At 72.5% G+C, this 16,471-nt stretch carries 17 protein-coding genes and 1 riboswitch; of the genes, 13 read left to right on the top strand and 4 right to left on the bottom strand.

Annotated features, from left to right (window positions below):
- From PV343_RS26035 to PV343_RS26045, 3 genes are all read left to right on the top strand, one after another.
- Nucleotides 1–381: a DUF742 domain-containing protein gene (locus PV343_RS26035; protein ID WP_319149392.1), complete on the top strand. Its 381-nt coding sequence runs from the start codon at nucleotides 1–3 to the stop codon at nucleotides 379–381.
- A gap of 510 nt (nucleotides 382–891) precedes the next feature.
- The gene (locus PV343_RS26040; protein ID WP_319149393.1) at nucleotides 892–1,680 is read left to right on the top strand and encodes a carbon-nitrogen hydrolase family protein; all 789 of its coding nucleotides are present in this window, start codon (nucleotides 892–894) and stop codon (nucleotides 1,678–1,680) included.
- 91 nt (nucleotides 1,681–1,771) lie between these two features.
- On the top strand, nucleotides 1,772–3,469 hold the full coding sequence (locus PV343_RS26045; protein ID WP_319149394.1) for a flavin monoamine oxidase family protein: 1,698 nt from the start codon (nucleotides 1,772–1,774) through the stop codon (nucleotides 3,467–3,469).
- 48 nt (nucleotides 3,470–3,517) lie between these two features.
- Here the strand turns inward: PV343_RS26045 and PV343_RS26050 are convergent, their stop codons facing one another.
- The 3 genes from PV343_RS26050 to PV343_RS26060 form a co-directional block, all read right to left on the bottom strand.
- Nucleotides 3,518–4,447, bottom strand: coding sequence for an LLM class F420-dependent oxidoreductase (locus tag PV343_RS26050; RefSeq protein ID WP_319149395.1), 930 nt, complete (start codon nucleotides 4,445–4,447; stop codon nucleotides 3,518–3,520).
- Nucleotides 4,448–4,545: 98 nt separating this feature from the next.
- Nucleotides 4,546–5,232 (bottom strand): DUF5995 family protein, encoded by a 687-nt coding sequence (locus tag PV343_RS26055; protein ID WP_319149396.1) that lies wholly within the window; start codon nucleotides 5,230–5,232, stop codon nucleotides 4,546–4,548.
- Between the two features lie 83 nt (nucleotides 5,233–5,315).
- Nucleotides 5,316–6,710 carry a uracil-xanthine permease family protein gene (locus PV343_RS26060; protein ID WP_319149397.1) on the bottom strand — a complete coding sequence of 465 codons (1,395 nt, stop codon included), beginning with the start codon at nucleotides 6,708–6,710 and terminating at the stop codon, nucleotides 5,316–5,318.
- Nucleotides 6,711–6,850: 140 nt separating this feature from the next.
- On the opposite strand from PV343_RS26060, the gene PV343_RS26065 reads away from it, so the two are divergent.
- Together PV343_RS26065 and PV343_RS26070 are read left to right on the top strand one after the other, a co-directional pair.
- Nucleotides 6,851–8,119 (top strand): alginate lyase family protein, encoded by a 1,269-nt coding sequence (locus PV343_RS26065; protein ID WP_319149398.1) that lies wholly within the window; start codon nucleotides 6,851–6,853, stop codon nucleotides 8,117–8,119.
- Between the two features lie 95 nt (nucleotides 8,120–8,214).
- Nucleotides 8,215–8,673, top strand: a complete 459-nt coding sequence (locus PV343_RS26070; RefSeq protein ID WP_319149399.1) for an acyl-CoA thioesterase — start codon at nucleotides 8,215–8,217, stop codon at nucleotides 8,671–8,673.
- Here the strand turns inward: PV343_RS26070 and PV343_RS26075 are convergent.
- Nucleotides 8,633–9,847: an MFS transporter gene (locus PV343_RS26075; protein WP_319149400.1), complete on the bottom strand. Its 1,215-nt coding sequence runs from the start codon at nucleotides 9,845–9,847 to the stop codon at nucleotides 8,633–8,635. The two genes, PV343_RS26070 and PV343_RS26075, sit on opposite strands and share 41 nt — an antisense overlap.
- Before the next feature lie 120 nt (nucleotides 9,848–9,967).
- Between PV343_RS26075 and PV343_RS26080 the strand changes: the two genes are divergently transcribed.
- From PV343_RS26080 to PV343_RS26115, 8 genes are all read left to right on the top strand, one after another.
- Nucleotides 9,968–11,176: an ROK family transcriptional regulator gene (locus PV343_RS26080; protein WP_319149401.1), complete on the top strand. Its 1,209-nt coding sequence runs from the start codon at nucleotides 9,968–9,970 to the stop codon at nucleotides 11,174–11,176.
- Nucleotides 11,177–11,420: 244 nt separating this feature from the next.
- Nucleotides 11,421–11,551, top strand: a riboswitch (FMN riboswitch).
- A gap of 163 nt (nucleotides 11,552–11,714) precedes the next feature.
- A complete protein-coding gene (locus tag PV343_RS26085) occupies nucleotides 11,715–12,323 on the top strand; it encodes a riboflavin synthase (protein WP_319149402.1) in 609 nt (202 codons plus the stop codon).
- The gene (locus tag PV343_RS26090; protein ID WP_020938800.1) at nucleotides 12,320–12,961 is read left to right on the top strand and encodes a nicotinamide mononucleotide transporter family protein; all 642 of its coding nucleotides are present in this window, start codon (nucleotides 12,320–12,322) and stop codon (nucleotides 12,959–12,961) included. Before PV343_RS26085 ends, PV343_RS26090 begins: the two co-directional genes overlap by 4 nt.
- Entirely contained in the window at nucleotides 12,958–14,268 is a 1,311-nt protein-coding gene (locus PV343_RS26095) for a bifunctional 3,4-dihydroxy-2-butanone-4-phosphate synthase/GTP cyclohydrolase II (RefSeq protein WP_319149403.1), read from the top strand. The genes PV343_RS26090 and PV343_RS26095 overlap by 4 nt, the downstream gene beginning before the upstream one ends.
- 41 nt (nucleotides 14,269–14,309) lie before the next feature.
- Nucleotides 14,310–14,795, top strand: a complete 486-nt coding sequence (gene ribH / locus PV343_RS26100; RefSeq protein ID WP_319149404.1) for a 6,7-dimethyl-8-ribityllumazine synthase — start codon at nucleotides 14,310–14,312, stop codon at nucleotides 14,793–14,795.
- A gap of 34 nt (nucleotides 14,796–14,829) precedes the next feature.
- Complete coding sequence (locus PV343_RS26105; RefSeq protein WP_317442230.1) at nucleotides 14,830–15,102, top strand: phosphoribosyl-ATP diphosphatase; 273 nt, start codon at nucleotides 14,830–14,832, stop codon at nucleotides 15,100–15,102.
- Between the two features lie 52 nt (nucleotides 15,103–15,154).
- Nucleotides 15,155–16,003, top strand: a complete 849-nt coding sequence (gene hisG / locus PV343_RS26110; RefSeq protein WP_319149405.1) for an ATP phosphoribosyltransferase — start codon at nucleotides 15,155–15,157, stop codon at nucleotides 16,001–16,003.
- Between the two features lie 15 nt (nucleotides 16,004–16,018).
- On the top strand, nucleotides 16,019–16,471 hold the full coding sequence (locus PV343_RS26115; protein WP_319149406.1) for a PH domain-containing protein: 453 nt from the start codon (nucleotides 16,019–16,021) through the stop codon (nucleotides 16,469–16,471).

Consider the following 16,471-nt stretch of genomic DNA (forward strand, 5'->3'; position numbering starts at 1 on the left):
GTGAGCGACGAGCACTGGTACGAGGACGAGACCGGGTCGATGGTCCGCCCCTACACGGTGACCCGCGGCCGCACCCGGCCCTCGGGCGCGCACCCCATCGACCTCATGTCCCCGGTCAGCGCGCTGGACACCGGCACTCGCGGACCGGACGTCGACCACGCCCGCGCCGCCCTGCTCGACCTGATCAGGCGCGGCCCGCGACCGGTCGTGGAGCTGGCGGCCGACGCCGATCTGCCGCTGACCGTCCTGCGAGTCCTGCTCGGCGACCTGGCCGAGGCGGGCCTGGTCCGCATCGGCGAGCCGCGCCGCGTCACGGCCGACGGCCCCGCCACCGATCCGGGCCTGCTGCGGGAGATCATGGAACGGCTGCGGGAGCTGTAGGCCGCCGGCCGTGTGGCAGGCGGGACGTTGCGGACACGGCCTGGAGCCGCGGCTGCCACGGCACCACCCGGAAGTCGCCGGTGCTCCCCGCCGCCGGCGGCCGGCGCCGCCCCCGCCCTGCCGGCGCTGAACAGCAGCGCGGTGGTGAGGCAGCCTGCGGCGATCTTCGTGCCACGCTGCATGAGAGACCTTTCCGCAGGTCAACGGCGTGAACTGAGCGCTCACCACTCTCCTGCCGCCGAGCCGCGCGCACATCGCCCCGCGGGCGGCACCCGGCCTCCCCCGTCCGGCGGGGAGCCTCGACCCCGGCTGTGTCCGGGGGAGGACGGGAACCGGCACCGGGGGCGCGCAACGAATCGCCGCCCGGCCCGGTCTCCACGCAACGAACCGCGCACAGGCGCGCAACGGCTCCTTCTTGTCCGGCCGAGCGCGCCGACCGTACCGTCTTCGTGGCCCCCGAAAATACGGCCGGGCCACCCAGAACCCCCGCTTCCCCGGTGAGGACCCCGCATGCGCACCGCCCTGCTCCAGAGCTCCGGCCGCCCCGGCTCCGTCGCCGAGAACCTCAAGGTCCTCGACGCCGCCGCGGGCCGGGCCGCCGCCTCGGGCGCCGCGCTGCTGGCCGCGCCGGAGATGTTCCTCACCGGGTACGCGATCGGCGACGACATCGCCCGCCTCGCCGAGCCCGCCGACGGCGACTCCGCCGACGCGGTCGCGGACATCGCCGGCCGGCACGGCCTGGCCGTCGTCTACGGCTACCCGGAGCGCGACGGCGGGACGGTGTACAACTCCGCCCAGCTGATCTCCGCCGACGGCACCCGGCTCGCGAACTACCGCAAGACCCACCTCTTCGGCTGCGCCGAGCGCGACCACTTCACCCCGGGCGAGCAGTCGCTCGTGCAGGCCCGGCTGGGCGGCATGACCGTCGGCATCATGATCTGCTACGACGTCGAGTTCCCGGAGAACGCGCGCGCCCACGCCCTGGCCGGCACCGACCTGCTCGTCGTGCCGACGGCGAACATGCACCCGTTCCAGTTCGTCGCCGAGTCCCTGGTGCCGGTGCGCGCCTGGGAGAACCAGATGTACGTCGCGTACGTCAACCGGGTGGGCCACGAGGGCGAGTTCGAGTTCTTCGGGCTCTCCGCCCTGGCCGGCCCCGACGGGATCGCCCGCAGCCGCGCCGGCCGCGGTGAGGAACTGATCGTCGCCGACGCCGACCCCGCCTTCCTCGCCGCCTCCCGCGAGGCCAACCCGTACCTGAAGGACCGCCGTCCCGGCCTGTACGGGTCCCTGGTCTGACCCCACCGGGGCCCTGACCCGGCCCCCCGGGGGCCCGTCCGCCCCCGACGAGCCCTCCCCGAACCACCCCCGCGCAAGGAGTCCGTACCCCATGACGTCCACGGTGCCCAACGCCGTCGAGCACGCAGACGAGCAGCAGCCGCCGATCACCATGTTCGGCCCGGACTTCCCCTACGCCTACGACGACTTCCTCGCCCACCCGGCGGGCCTCGGCCAGATACCCGCGACCGAGCACGGCACCGAGGTCGCCGTCATCGGCGGCGGTCTGTCCGGCATCGTGGCCGCCTACGAGCTGATGAAGATGGGCCTGAAGCCCGTCGTCTACGAGGCCGACCAGATCGGCGGCCGGCTGCGCACCGTCGGCTTCGAGGGCTGCGACGAGTCGCTGACCGCCGAGATGGGCGCCATGCGCTTCCCGCCGTCCTCCACCGCGCTCCAGCACTACATCGACATGGTGGGCCTGGAGACCCGCCCGTTCCCGAACCCGCTCGCCGAGGCGACCCCGTCGACCGTGGTCGACCTCAAGGGCGAGTCGCACTACGCCGAGACCATCGCCGACCTGCCCCAGGTGTACCGGGACGTCGCCGAGGCCTGGAACAAGTGCCTCGAAGAGGGCGCCGACTTCTCCGACATGAACCGCGCCATGCGGGAGCGGGACGTGCCGCGCATCCGCGAGATCTGGGCGAAGCTCGTCGAGAAGCTCGACAACCAGACCTTCTACGGCTTCCTCTGCGACTCCGAGTCGTTCAAGTCCTTCCGGCACCGCGAGATCTTCGGCCAGGTCGGCTTCGGCACCGGCGGCTGGGACACCGACTTCCCGAACTCCATCCTGGAGATCCTGCGGGTCGTCTACACCGAGGCCGACGACCACCACCGCGGCATCGTCGGCGGCTCCCAGCAGCTCCCGCTGCGCCTGTGGGAGCGCGAGCCGGAGAAGATCGTCCACTGGCCGTACGGCACCTCGCTGAAGACGCTGCACGCGGACGGCGAGCCGCGTCCCGCCGTGACCCGGCTGCACCGCACCGCGGGCAACCGGATCACCGTGACGGACGCGAACGGCGACATCCGCACGTACCAGGCGGCGATCTTCACCGCCCAGTCCTGGATGCTGCTGTCCAAGATCGCCTGCGACGACTCGCTCTTCCCGATCGACCACTGGACCGCCATCGAGCGCACCCACTACATGGAGTCCAGCAAGCTGTTCGTGCCGGTCGACCGGCCGTTCTGGCTCGACAAGGACGAGGAGACCGGCCGTGACGTCATGTCGATGACGCTCACCGACCGCATGACCCGCGGCACCTACCTGCTGGACGACGGCCCGGACAAGCCCGCCGTGATCTGCCTGTCGTACACCTGGTGCGACGACAGCCTGAAGTGGCTGCCGCTGTCCGCGAGCGAGCGGATGGAGGTCATGCTGAAGTCGCTCGGCGAGATCTACCCGAAGGTCGACATCAGGAAGCACGTCATCGGCAACCCGGTGACCGTCTCCTGGGAGAACGAGCCCTACTTCATGGGCGCGTTCAAGGCCAACCTGCCCGGTCACTACCGCTACCAGCGGCGCCTGTTCACGCACTTCATGCAGGACCGGCTGGCCGAGGACAAGCGGGGCATCTTCCTCGCCGGCGACGACATCTCCTGGACGGCCGGCTGGGCCGAGGGCGCGATCCAGACCGCGCTGAACGCGGTCTGGGGCGTCATGCATCACTTCGGCGGCGAGACCGACCCGACCAACCCGGGTCCCGGCGACGTCTACGACGAGATCGCCCCGGTGGAACTGCCCGAGGACTGACCGGTCCCCACCTGGGCACGCGGACCCGGGCGCGGGTGGCCGGCCGGATCAGACCCCGGCCGCCCGCGCCTTCTCGAACACCTCGGCGGCGACGTCCTTGAGCTCCTGGGCGTCCCGCGTGGTCGCCTGGAGATCGACGAGGATCTCGTCCAGACCCAGCTCCGCGTGCTGGGCCAGGTCCGCCACGATCTGGTCGGCGTCGCCCTGGAACGGGCGACGGTCGCCGCCTTCGTACGGCTTGGCCGAGTGGGCCGCGTTGACGCGCAGCACCGTCCGGATGGGCTGCTGACGGCCGCGCTCGGCGGCCAGGTCCTGCAACTCGGCCCAATGGGCGGCGATCTGCTCGACCCCCGCGCCCACCGGGAGCCACCCGTCGGCGTGGTCCACCAGCCGGCGCAGCGCCCGCTTGCCGGACCCGGCGAGGAGGATCGGGATGGGGCGGGCCGGCTTGGGCCCGACCACGGCCGAGTCGATCCTCGTGACCGGGCCGTCGTGCACCACCGGGTCCGGGCCCCAGACCGCCCGGCACACGTCGATCAGCTCGTCCATCACCTTGCCGCGCTCCTCGAAGGGGCGCACGCCCGTGGCCGCGTACTCGTCGTGGGACCAGCCGGTGCCGAATCCGGCGAGCACCCGGCCGCCGCTCGCCGCGTCCAGCGTGGCGAGGCCCTTGGCGAGCTGGAAGGGCAGGTGCAGCGGTGCGACCAGCACGCTGGAGCCGAGCTCGACGCGTTCGGTGGCGGCGGCCGCGAGCGTGAGGGTGACGAGCGGCTCGGCGACACCCCGGTAGGAGTCGGGCCAGGCCAGTCCCGGTACGCCGTACAGGCCCTGCGTGGCGGGCTCCGGGTAGAGGGCGCGCTCGTAGACCCAGAGGCTGTCGTAGCCGATCCGCTCGGCCGTGCGCGCCACGTCGGGCACGTCCTTGCCGAGGTCGTACTGCCGGTTCTGCGGGAGACCGAGTCCGAGCCGAGTAGCCATGTGACGTGAGCTCCTTCGTGATCGGTTGCCGCTTCAACCTACAGAGATCGGGGCGCGGTTCCAGGAGGCCCGGCGGAGGTTGGCCGGAACGGCCCGGTTCAGTCGCCGCACGGGGTCAGCAGCATGCGGCTCGCGAAGCCGACCGCCGCGTCCAGGCGCTCGGCGAACTCCTCGACGACGTCGTCGCAGTGGCGCAGCGCCCACAGGGCCCGGGCCGCGGCCCAGGTCGCGTCCCGCGCCCGGTCCAGGCTCCAGGAGCCGAGCAGATGGGTGACCGGGTCGGCGATCTGGAGCAGGTCGGGACCCGGCATCAGGTCCTCGCGGATGCGCTCCTCCAGCGCGCACAGGAGATCGCCCACGCGGTCGAACGCGTCCTCCAGATCGCCCGGTTCGCAGCCGAGCGCACGGCAGGCGTCCACCACGGCGAGCGCCAGGTCGTGCCCGACGTGGGCGTTGATGCCCGCCAGCGCGAACTGCAGCGGCCGTACGCCGGGATGGCGGCGGAACTGGAACAGGGGCCGCCAGCAGGCGGGCGGCCGGCGCCCCCGCTCCGCCGCGTCCACCGCCCACAGGTACCGCTCGGCGAACCGCACGTCCAGCGCGGTCGCCGCCTCCGGGTCCGGGAACGCCCCGGTATCCAGGAGCCGGCCGACCTCCACGGTGACGGCGAGGTAGACGCGATTGAACACGGCGACCCCGTCCCGCTCGGGCAGGTCGGCGTCGAGCGCGCGCATCCGCGCGAGCACGGCGTCGACGGGGGTGGTGAAGTGCTCCAACTGGGCCATGGGGGAAGGGTCCCAGCCGCGCACCGCCCCGCGGGCCGACCGGACCGCTGCTTCGCCGGAACGGGGTAACGCCGCCTGCGTGACTACGCGCCCGCGCGCTCGTCGCCCTCGTCGTCGTAGGTGGACGTGCCCTCGTCCAGCAGCGGCTCCTGCGGCTTGAGGTGGGCGGGTGCCAGGGCGCCCAGGGCGTGGTAGCCGGTGATGACGACCAGGGTGCCGAGCGCGATGCCGCTCAGGGTGAAGTTCTCGCTGAACTTCATGGAGACGTTGCCGACGCCGATGATGATGCCCGCGGCCGCCGGGACCAGGTTCAGCGGGTTGCGCAGGTCCACCTTGGCGTTGATCCAGATCTGCGCGCCCAGCAGGCCGATCATGCCGTAGAGGATGACCGTGATGCCGCCGAGCACGCCGCCCGGGATCGCGGCCACCACCGCGCCGAACTTCGGGCAGACGCCGAACAGCAGGGCGAAGCCGGCGGCCGCCCAGTAGGCGGCGGTGGAGTAGACGCGGGTCGCGGCCATCACGCCGATGTTCTCGGAGTACGTGGTGTTGGGCGGGCCGCCGACCGCGGTGGACAGCACCGAGGCGACGCCGTCGGCCGAGATCGCCGTGCCGAGCTGGTCGTCGAGGCGGGTGCCGGTCATCTCGCCGACCGCCTTGACGTGTCCGGCGTTCTCCGCGACCAGCGCGATGACCACGGGCAGCGCGACGAGGATCGCCGACCACTGGAAGGACGGGCCGTGGAAGGAGGGCAGCCCGATCCACTCGGCCTTCGAGACGCCGGAGAGGTCGAGCCGCAGGTGGTCGGTGACCTTGCCGCTCGCGCTCACCGAGTGGATCGGGCCGAAGACCTGGTCGAACACCCAGGAGATGCCGTAGCCGAAGACCAGGCCCAGGAAGATCGCGATCCTGGACCAGAAGCCGCGCAGCGCGACGACCGCCAGGCCGGTGAAGAGCATCACCAGCAGCGCCGTCCACTGGTCCTGCGGCCAGTAGGTGGAGGCGGTCACCGGGGCCAGGTTGAAGCCGATCAGCATGACCACGGCGCCGGTGACGATCGGCGGCATGACGGCGTGGATGATGTGCGCCCCGAAGCGCTGCACCGCGAGCCCCACGAGGAAGAGCGCAGCTCCGACCACCAGTACCGCGCCGGTCACCGTGGCGCTCGTACCGCCCTGGGCGCGGATGACGGCGGCCACCCCCACGAACGACAGGGAGCAGCCCAGGTAGCTCGGCACCCGGCCGCGGGTGGCGAGGAGGAAGATCACGGTTGCCACGCCCGACATCATGATCGCCAGGTTGGGGTCGAGGCCCATGAGCACGGGGGCCACGAAGGAGGCCCCGAACATCGCCACGACGTGCTGGGCGCCGAGGCCCACCGTGCGCGGCCAGGAGAGCCGTTCGTCGGGGCGTACCACCGCTCCGGGCGCGGGGGTGCGCCCGTCACCGTGCAGCTTCCAGCGCACGCCGAGGTCCATGGTGGGGTTTCACTTTCTCTGTACGTGAAGACGGTCCGGACCATTGTCAGGGTTACCTGGCCGCTCTACGCTCACCTGGTCCCACTCATGAACTGCGTTCACATGTATGACTAGTGATCTAGTGATGATCGGAGAGCCCGATGAGTGGAAGATCCCGCGCGGCCATACTGCTGGCCGCGGTGGTGACCCTCGCGGCCGTGCTCGTTCCCGGCGCCCATGCCTCCGCCCGCGTCACGCCCGGGGCCCCGCGGACGGTCGTCCTGGACGGCGCCCGTCTGCAGGAGACCCGGGCGCGTCTGCCCCACGACCCCCGGCTGCGGCGCGCGCTGCGGGACCTGACCACCCGGGCCGACACCTGGCTGGACCAGGGCCCCTGGACGGTCGTCGACAAGCCGAGGCCCGCCCCCGGCGGCGACGTCCACGACTACCTGAGCCAGGCCCCCTACTGGTGGCCCACCACGGCGCCCACCGCCCAGAACCCGTGGGGCTGCCCCTACGTCCAGCGCGACGGGCAGCGCAATCCCGAGGTCGACACCGGCACCGACCGGCAGGACGCCGAGAAGGTCTTCGACTCCGCCTACGACCTCTCGCTCGCCTGGTACTACACCGGCAGGCGGAGCTACGCCGAGAAGGCCGGGCAGATCCTGCGCACCTGGTTCCTGGACCCGGCCACCCGTATGAACCCCGAGCTGGACCACGCCCAGTTCATCCCGTGCAAGTACGACGGCCGGGCCATCGGGATCATCGACTTCTCCCAGTCGTACACCAGCGTCCTCGACGCCCAGGCGATCCTCGCCGCCGGCGCACCCGGCTGGAGCCGAGCGGACCGGACCGCGATGAACCGGTGGAACACCGACTTCCTCGGCTGGCTGAAGGGCAGCGACTTCGGTCGGCAGGAGGGCGCGGCCGCCAACAACCACGGCACCTTCCACGACCTCCAGCTCGCCGCCCTCGCCCGCGCCACCGGTGACACCGGCCTCGCCCGGCGGACCGTGCTCGACGCCCGCGCCCGGCGCATCGACCCGCAGATCGCCGCCGACGGGAGCCAGCCGCAGGAACTCGCCCGCACCCGGAGCTGGCACTACTCGGCCTTCGACCTGGTCGCCTACACCCGGCTCGCGGCCGTCGGCAGGCATGTGGGCGTGGACCTCTGGGCCCACCGGGGGCCGGACGGGCAGAGCCTGTCCGGTGCGGTCGACTACCTGCTCCCCGCCGCGACCGGCGCCGCCGCGTGGCCGCACCCCGAGCTGGAGTTCCTGCGCTACGCGGCGAGCGACGTCGTGCACGCGGCGGCCGACGCGGGCGACGCGGCGGCGAAGGCGGCCCTGCCCCGGCTCCAGGCACCTCCCGGCGGTGACCTGTGGGCCCTGCGGCCCGCCGCCGAGCAGCTCGACTCGATCGCCGGCTGACCGCCTGACCAGGGGGCTTCCCGACCGAAGCTCCTGAGCGGTCGCTTAGTATGGGGTGTCCCCGCCGCCCCTACCGCCGCTCAGGAGCCCCTCCCGTGACCGCCGAAGCCCTGACCGCCCCCGCCCTCCCGTACGGCCGGCTGATCCCCGTCACCGTCCACTTCGACGACCTGGACGCGCTCGGGCTGCTGCACAACGCCCGCTACCCGCTGATGGTGGAGCGCGCCTGGACCGAGCTGTGGAACGGGCACGGCGTCCGCTTCGACGGGGACTGGGTGGCCGCGGGCGACGCCTGCAACGCGGTGCGCGAACTGACCATCGGCTACGAGGCGCCGGTCACCCGCCCTGGCACCTACGCCGTGCACCTGTGGCTGGAGCGGCTCGGCACCACCGGCCTGACCTACGGCTTCCGCTTCTGCTCGGCCGACGGGACGCAGACCTACGCGCGAGGCACCCGGGTGCTGGTCCGGCTGGACGCGACCACCCTGCGCCCCGCGCCGTGGAGCGAGGGGTTCAGGGCCGTGGGTCGGGAACTGCTGCGGCCCGCGGACTGACCTGGGGCGCGCCGCCGCGTTCGGCGGTGCGCAGCACGCCCGCGCACACCGCGAGTCCGCAGGCCAGCACGGTCACCACGCAGAACGAGACCATCAGGCTGGTCGCCTGGGCCACGCCGCCGATCAGGCTGGGCGCGATCAGGCCCGAGGTGTAGGTGATGGTGGCCACGCCCGCGATCGCCTGGCTGGGGTTGGGGCCCGCGTGTCCGGCCGCCGCGAAGCACAGCGGCACGACCACCGCGATCCCGAGCCCCATCAGCCCGAACCCGGCCATCGCCACCACCGGGTTTCCCGCGACGACGATCAGCAGACCGCCGAGGCCCGCCACGACACCGCCGGCCCGGACGGTGCGGACCGCGCCGAACCGGTTCACCACCGCGTCCCCGGCGATCCGGGCCACCGCCATGGTGAGCATGAAGCCGGTCGTGCAGGCCGCCGCCACCCCGGCCGAGCTGTCCAGCCGGTCCCGCAGGAACACCGCCGACCAGTCCAGGCTCGCCCCCTCGGCGAACACCGCGCAGAAGCCGACCGCGCCGATCAGCAGTGCCGAGCGGGGCGGCAGCGCGAACCGCGGCGGCGGCTCCTCGTCCTCGGCGGGCTGCAGGTCGAGCACCCAGGTGCAGGCCACCAGGCCGAGCACGGTGAGGGTCGCTGCGGCCAGCGCGAAGTGCAGGCGCGCGTCGGAGCCCAGATGGGCGGCGAGCGTGCCCGCGGCCGAGCCGACGAGCGCGCCGGCGCTCCACATGCCGTGCAGGCCGGACATGATCGACTTCTCCAGCAGCCGCTCGACCTCGACCCCCAGCGCGTTCATCGCCACGTCGGCCATGCCCGCGCTGGCGCCGTAGGTGAACATCGCCAGGCAGAGGGTGTACAGGTTCGGCGCGAGCCCCGGCAGGACCAGGGACAGCGTCCACAGCGTCAGCAGCCCACGCAGGGCGGTGCGGCTGCCGAAGCGGTGACTGATCCGGCCCGCCAGCGGCATCGCGCACGAGGCGCCGAACGCCGTGAACGCCAGCGCGAAGCCGAGCTGTCCCGCGCTCAGCGAGGCGTGGTCCTGGATCCACGGCACCCGGGTCGCGAAGGACCCGGTCACCGCTCCGTGTACGGCGAACACGGCCGCCACGGCGTACCGGGCGCGCCTGGCTTCCTCGCGCGTGCAGGCCACGTCACCCATGTTTCCAGCCCTCCCCGGAGACGCCCCACCGCGCCCCCGCTGTTCCGCCGTAAACTATCAGGGACCCTGCCTGATAGATAGTGAGCGTCGCGCCGTCCCGCGTCTGGGAGGATGCCCGTCATGCCCGCATCACCGAGCACCGCCCGGGCCATCAACGACCGGCTCGCCCTGCGGCTGCTCCAGCACGAAGGCCCGCTGACGGCGGGGCAGTTGAAGCAGCTCACCGGACTGTCCCGGCCCACGGTCGCGGACCTCGTCGAACGCCTCACCGCCTCCGGCCTGATCACGGTGGTCGGGGAGTCCGGCGAGCTGCGCCGGGGCCCGAACGCCCGGCTGTACGGCATCGTCGCCGAACGCGCGCAGCTCGCCGCGCTCGACGTCCGCACCGAGGGCGCCTTCGTGCTGGTGTCCGACCTGGTGGGACGGGTGCTGGCCGAGGTGTCCGTGCCGATCGGCGGCGACACCGGCACCGGGCCGGCCGTGGAGCAGGTGGTGACGGCGGTGGAGCGGACCGCGAAGCAGGCCGGCGCCGACCGGCTGCACACCGTCGGCATCGGGGCGCCCGGCCTCGTCGATCCCGCCACCGGCGACCTCCGCGACTCCGGCGGGCTGCCCGCCTGGCACCGGCGGCTGGCCGCCGCCCTCCAGGAACGCCTGCCCGAGGCGCGCGTGACGGTGGAGAACGAGACCAACCTGGCCGCCCTGGCCGAGCAGCGCGAGGGCGCCGCCCACGGCCGGGACACCTTCGTGCTGTTGTGGCTGGGCCACGGGGTGGGCGCGGCGGTCGTGCTGGACGGCGCCCTGCGCCGCGGCGCCTCCGGCGGCACCGGCGAGATCGGCTTCCTGCCGGTCCCGGGGACGGCCTCGCTGCCCTCGGCCAGGGACTGCGACGGAGGCTTCCACTCGCTGGCCGGGGCGGCCGCGATCGGCGCGCTGGCGCGCGAGCACGGTCTGCCGGCGGCGGACGACACGGACGGCCCCGGCGCAGCCGAGGCGGTGGGTGCCGCGGTGGCGCTGCTCACCGGTCCTCCGGCGGCGGCGAACGGTCCTGCGGACCGCTTCCTCGACGCCCTCGCCGACCGGATCGCCGTCGGCGCCGCCTCCGTGGTGGCCGTCCTCGACCCCGGTTGCGTGGTCCTCGGAGGAGAGGTCGGCCGGGCCGGGGGAGCGGTGCTCGCCGCCCGGGTCCAGGACCGCCTGCGGGGCATGTCCCCGCTGCTCACCGAAGTCCGCCCCAGCACCCTCGGCGGCACGGCGGTCCTGCGCGGAGCTCTCCTCACGGCGAGGGACCGCGCCCAGGACGAACTGTTCGGACCCGCGGCCCACTGAGGACGGACGGTCAGGGTGGCCGCGGCGCGGGCGCGGCACGCGCTTGGGCGGCCCGGCGGCGGGCAAGGGCCGTCGACACCGCCACCGGGCCCGACCGCACCCTAAGAGGACTAGACCAATGGGGTCAATGGTCCGGACCAATCGGCATCCCAAGAAGTCCAGCCGGACGGTCTGTGAGTGACCCCACACATATTCACTCGCATGGACGAGCCCGGGACGTGGCAGACTGGCCCTGTACCAGAAGCAGCGCACTCCGGGGTCGGTGAAAGTCCGAACCGGCGGTTACAGTCCGCGACCCGGTCGCTTCCAGCGGCCGGTTGACCAGGTGAAATTCCTGGACCGACGGTTAAAGTCCGGATGGGAGGCAGTGCGCGGCGGGCGGGCACGCATACGTGCGCGTCGCCGTATCTGGGCTCGTCCGCGTGCGGACGGGTCCTTTTCGGCGTCCGCGATCCCCACGTGGCAGCTCACCCGTACATTCTGTCGTCATCGACAGGCCCCGGAGTCCGTGCCCTATTGAGGCAGGAGGACCCGGGAAGTGTTCACCGGAATCGTCGAAGAGCTGGGTGAGGTCACCGCCGTCGAGAATCTCGGCGACGCGTCCCGCTTCCGGCTCCGCGGCCCCATCGTGACCGAGGGCGCGCAGCACGGCGACTCCATCGCCGTGAACGGGGTCTGTCTCACCGTCGTGGAGCACGAGGGCGACGAGTTCACCGCCGACGTCATGGCCGAGACGCTGATGCGTTCCAGCCTCGGCGCGCTGACCGTCGGGTCCCGCGTCAACCTGGAGCGCCCCACCGCCGTGGGCGCGCGCCTCGGCGGCCACATCGTGCAGGGCCACGTCGACGGCACCGGGCAGGTCCTGGCGCGTACGCCGTCCGAGAACTGGGAGATCGTCAGGATCTCGCTGCCCGCCGAACTCACCCGCTACGTGGTCGAGAAGGGCTCCATCACCGTCGACGGCATCAGCCTCACCGTCGTGGAGGCCGGGACCGACCACTTCACGGTCAGCCTCATCCCGACCACCCTCGCCCTGACCACGCTCGGCCGCAAGCAGCCCGGCGACCCGGTCAACCTCGAGGTCGACGTCATCGCCAAGTACGTCGAGCGGCTCCTCGGCGACCGTGCCCAGGGAGCCACCAAGTGAACTGGATGAACTCCGAGGCCTTCACCCTCTTCGGCCAGCACATCATCTGGTCCGACATGGTCGGCAACATCCTCGGCCTGATCACCCTCGCCCTCGGCTGGCGCCGCTCCCTGCTCACCTGGCCCGTCCAGTTCCTGTCCGGACTGGTCCTCTTCGCGGCCTTCTACGGCCACCTGACCGGCAGCGCCGGCAAGCAGACGGTCGTCATGGCCGTCGCGCTGTACGGCTGGTGGCGGTGGCGGCGCGACCGGGACGGCTCCGCGGACGGCCACATCACCCCCCGGTTCGCCACCTGGCGCGAGCGCGCCGCCATGGCCGCCGCCGCCGCGGCGGGCACCGTGGCCGTGGCCCTGCTGTTCACGGCCTACCCGAGCCTGTCCTGGGACCCCTGGCCCGACGCCTACATCTTCGTCGGCACCGTCGTGGCCATGTACGCCCAGGCCAAGGGCATGGTCGAGTTCTGGATCGCCTGGCTGCTCGTCGACCTCGTGGGCGTGCCCCTCAACTTCGCGAACGGCTACGCCTTCTCCGGTTTCGTCTACGTCATCTACGGCGCGCTCGTCCTGTGGGGCATGCGCGACTGGTGGCTGCGCTCCCGCAAGAGCCCGCGGCCCGTCCTGGAAGGAGCCCCGGCATGACCTCGGCACCGCCCCTGTACGACACGGACACCATCGAGAACTTCGAGCTCGACCCCGTCGAGCGGGCCATCGCCGACATCGCCGCGGGCCGCCCCGTGGTGGTCGTGGACGACGAGGACCGGGAGAACGAGGGCGACCTCGTCATCGCCGCCGAGAAGGCGACGCCCGAGATCGTCGCCTTCATGATGAGCGAGTGCCGCGGCCTGATCTGCGCCCCCATGGAGGGCGAGGAGCTCGACCGGCTCCGGCTGCCGCAGATGGTCGAGGACAACACCGAGTCGATGAAGACCGCCTTCACCGTCTCCGTGGACGCCTCCGCCGAGCACGGCGTCACCACCGGCATCTCCGCCGCCGACCGCGCCACCACGCTCCAGTTGCTGGCGAGCGGCACGGCCGAGCCCACCGACCTGGTCCGCCCCGGACACGTCTTCCCCCTGCGCGCCCGGCCGGGCGGCGTCCTGGTCCGCGACGGCCACACCGAGGCCGCCGTCGACCTCGCCCGGCTCGCGGGCCTGCGCCCGGCCGGCGCCATCGTGGAGATCGCCGGCGAGGACGGCCGCATGCTGCGGCTGCCCGAGCTGGTCCCGTTCGCCCGCAAGCACGGCCTGACGATCATCTCCATCGAGCACCTGATCGCCTACCGGCGCGCCAGCGAGCCGACCGTCCGGCGCGAGGCCGAGACCCGCCTGCCCACCAGCCACGGCACCTTCCGCGCCTACGGCTACCGGTCCACCCTCGACGGCGTCGAGCACGTCGCCCTCGTCCACGGCGACATCGGCGACGGCGAGGACGTCCTGGTCCGGGTGCACTCCGAGTGCCTCACCGGCGACGTCTTCGGCTCCCTGCGCTGCGACTGCGGCCCCCAGCTCGACGCCTCCCTCGCCCGCATCCAGGAGGAGGGCCGCGGAGTCGTCGTCTACCTGCGCGGCCACGAGGGACGCGGCATCGGCCTGCTGTCCAAGTTGCGCGCCTACGAGCTGCAGGAGCAGGGCCGCGACACCCTCGACGCCAACCTGGAACTCGGCCTGCCCGCCGACGCCCGTGACTACGGGGCGGGCGCGCAGATCCTCGCGGACCTCGGGGTGCGCAGCGTGCGCCTGCTGACCAACAACCCGGACAAGACCGACGCGCTGCTGCGCCACGGCCTGCGGGTCAACGGCCGCGAGCCGATGCCGGTCCAGGCCGGCGAGCACAACCTGCGCTACCTGCGCACCAAGCGCGACCGGATGGGCCACGACCTGCCCTGGCTCGACACCCCGGCCGTACCGGCCGCGGCGGCGTCCGCGACCACCTGCGGCAACCAGTAAGCGAACCACCTCTACAGCACTCAGCAGCACTTAGGAGAGACGTGAGCGGCAAGGGCGCACCCGAACTGTCCGTACGCAACGCCGGCGACCTCCGGGTCGCCGTCATCGCGGCACAGTGGCACGAGAAGGTGATGGACGGTCTGGTGAACGGCGCCCTGCGCGCCCTGCACGACCTGGGGATCGACGAGCCGACCCTGATCCGGGTCCCCGGCAGCTTCGAACTGCCGGTCGCCGCCAAGGTCCTGGCGGGCCGCGGCTACGACGCCGTGGTCGCCCTCGGGGTCGTCATCAGGGGCGGCACCCCCCACTTCGACTACGTGTGCCAGGGCGTCGCCCAGGGCCTCACCCAGGTCTCCGTGGAGACCGGCGTCCCCGTCGGCTTCGGCGTCCTCACCTGCGACACCGAGGACCAGGCCCTGGACCGCGCCGGCATCGAGGGGTCCACCGAGGACAAGGGGCACGAGGCGGTGACCGCGGCCGTCGCCACGGCCGTCACACTGCGCTCAGTATCCGAACCCTGGCACTGAGGAGTCCCGCACACCGCGTAGGGTGGGGCCCACCATGTCCAAGAAGACGTTCGAGGAGCTCTTCGACGAGCTCCAGCAGAAGGCCGCCACCGGCGATCCCGCCACCTCCCGCACCGCCGAGCTGGTCGGCAAGGGCGTCCATGCCATCGGCAAGAAGGTCGTCGAGGAGGCCGCCGAGGTCTGGATGGCCGCCGAGTACGAGGGCAAGGACGCGGCCGCCGAGGAGATCTCGCAACTCCTGTACCACGTCCAGGTGATGATGGTCGCCCGCGGGATCTCCCTGGACGACGTCTACGCCCACCTCTGAGCCCCGCCCCGCATCCACCGGCACCACCACCAACGCGAAGGAAGCCCGCCCCATGCTGCGCATCGCCGTCCCCAACAAGGGTTCCCTGTCCGGCCCTGCGGCGGAGATGCTGCATGAGGCCGGCTACCAGCAGCGCCGTGAGTCCAAGGAGCTGCGGATCGTCGACCCGGTGAACGAGGTCGAGTTCTTCTACCTCCGCCCCCGCGACATCGCGATCTACGTCTCCTCCGGCCGGCTCGACATCGGCATCACCGGCCGCGACCTGCTGGTCGATTCCGGCGCCGACGCCGAGGAGATCCTGCCGCTCGGGTTCGCCCGCTCCACGTTCCGCTTCGCCGCCAAGCCCGGCACCGCGTCCGGCGTCGCCGACCTCAAGGGCCGGACGGTCGCCACCTCCTACGAGGGCATCGTCGCCGGGCACCTCGCCGACAGCGGCGTCGACGCCTCCGTCGTCCACCTGGACGGGGCCGTCGAGACCGCCATCGAGCTGGGCGTCGCCGAGGTCATCGCCGACGTCGTCGAGACCGGCACCAGCCTGCGCAACGCGGGCCTGGAGGTCTTCGGCGAGCCCATCATGAAGTCCGAGGCCGTCGTCATCCGCCGCACCGGCGCCGACGTCGAGGAGCCCAAGGTCCAGCAGTTCCTGCGCCGCCTCCAGGGCGTCCTGGTCGCCCGGACTTACGTGATGATGGACTACGACTGCCGGGTCGAGCAGCTGGAGAAGGCCGTCGCGCTGACCCCGGGCCTGGAGTCGCCGACCGTCTCCCCGCTGCACAACGAGGGCTGGGTCGCCGTCCGCGCCATGGTCCCCGCCAAGGAGGCGCAGCGGATCATGGACGACCTCTACGAGATCGGCGCCCGGGCCATCCTCACCACGGCCATCCACGCCTGCCGCCTGTAAGGGACACGCACCGAGATGTCCGACACGCCAGACCTCCCCGTCACCTTCCGGCCCGGCCACACCCGGGTGATCCTGCTCACCGCCGCTGTGGTGATCTTCCTGGTGATCACGGGGATCGCCCTGCTGCTCGACCTCGGCCCGGGGGAGCGGCTCACCTTCGTCGTCACCGCCGCGCTGATCTTCTGGGTGCTGGCCCAGCTCGCCCGGGTGCGGGTCGTCGCCGACGAGAGCGGCGTCACCGTGGTCAACATCGCGAGCAGGCGGCGCCTCGCCTGGGCGGAGATCGTCCAGGTGAACCTCCGTCCGGGCGATCCCTGGGTCTTCCTGAACCTCAGCGACGGCACCAGCCTGCCCGCGCTCGGCATCCAGCCGGGCATCGCCCGGCAGCGGGCCATCGCCGACGCCCAGGCCCTGCGGGCGCTCGCCGAGGCCCGCTCCGCGGCCCGCGAAACACAAGATCAGGGCTGA

This window comes from Streptomyces sp. WI03-4A (genome assembly GCF_033792105.1).
Taxonomy (GTDB): Bacteria; Actinomycetota; Actinomycetes; order Streptomycetales; family Streptomycetaceae; genus Streptomyces; species Streptomyces collinus_A.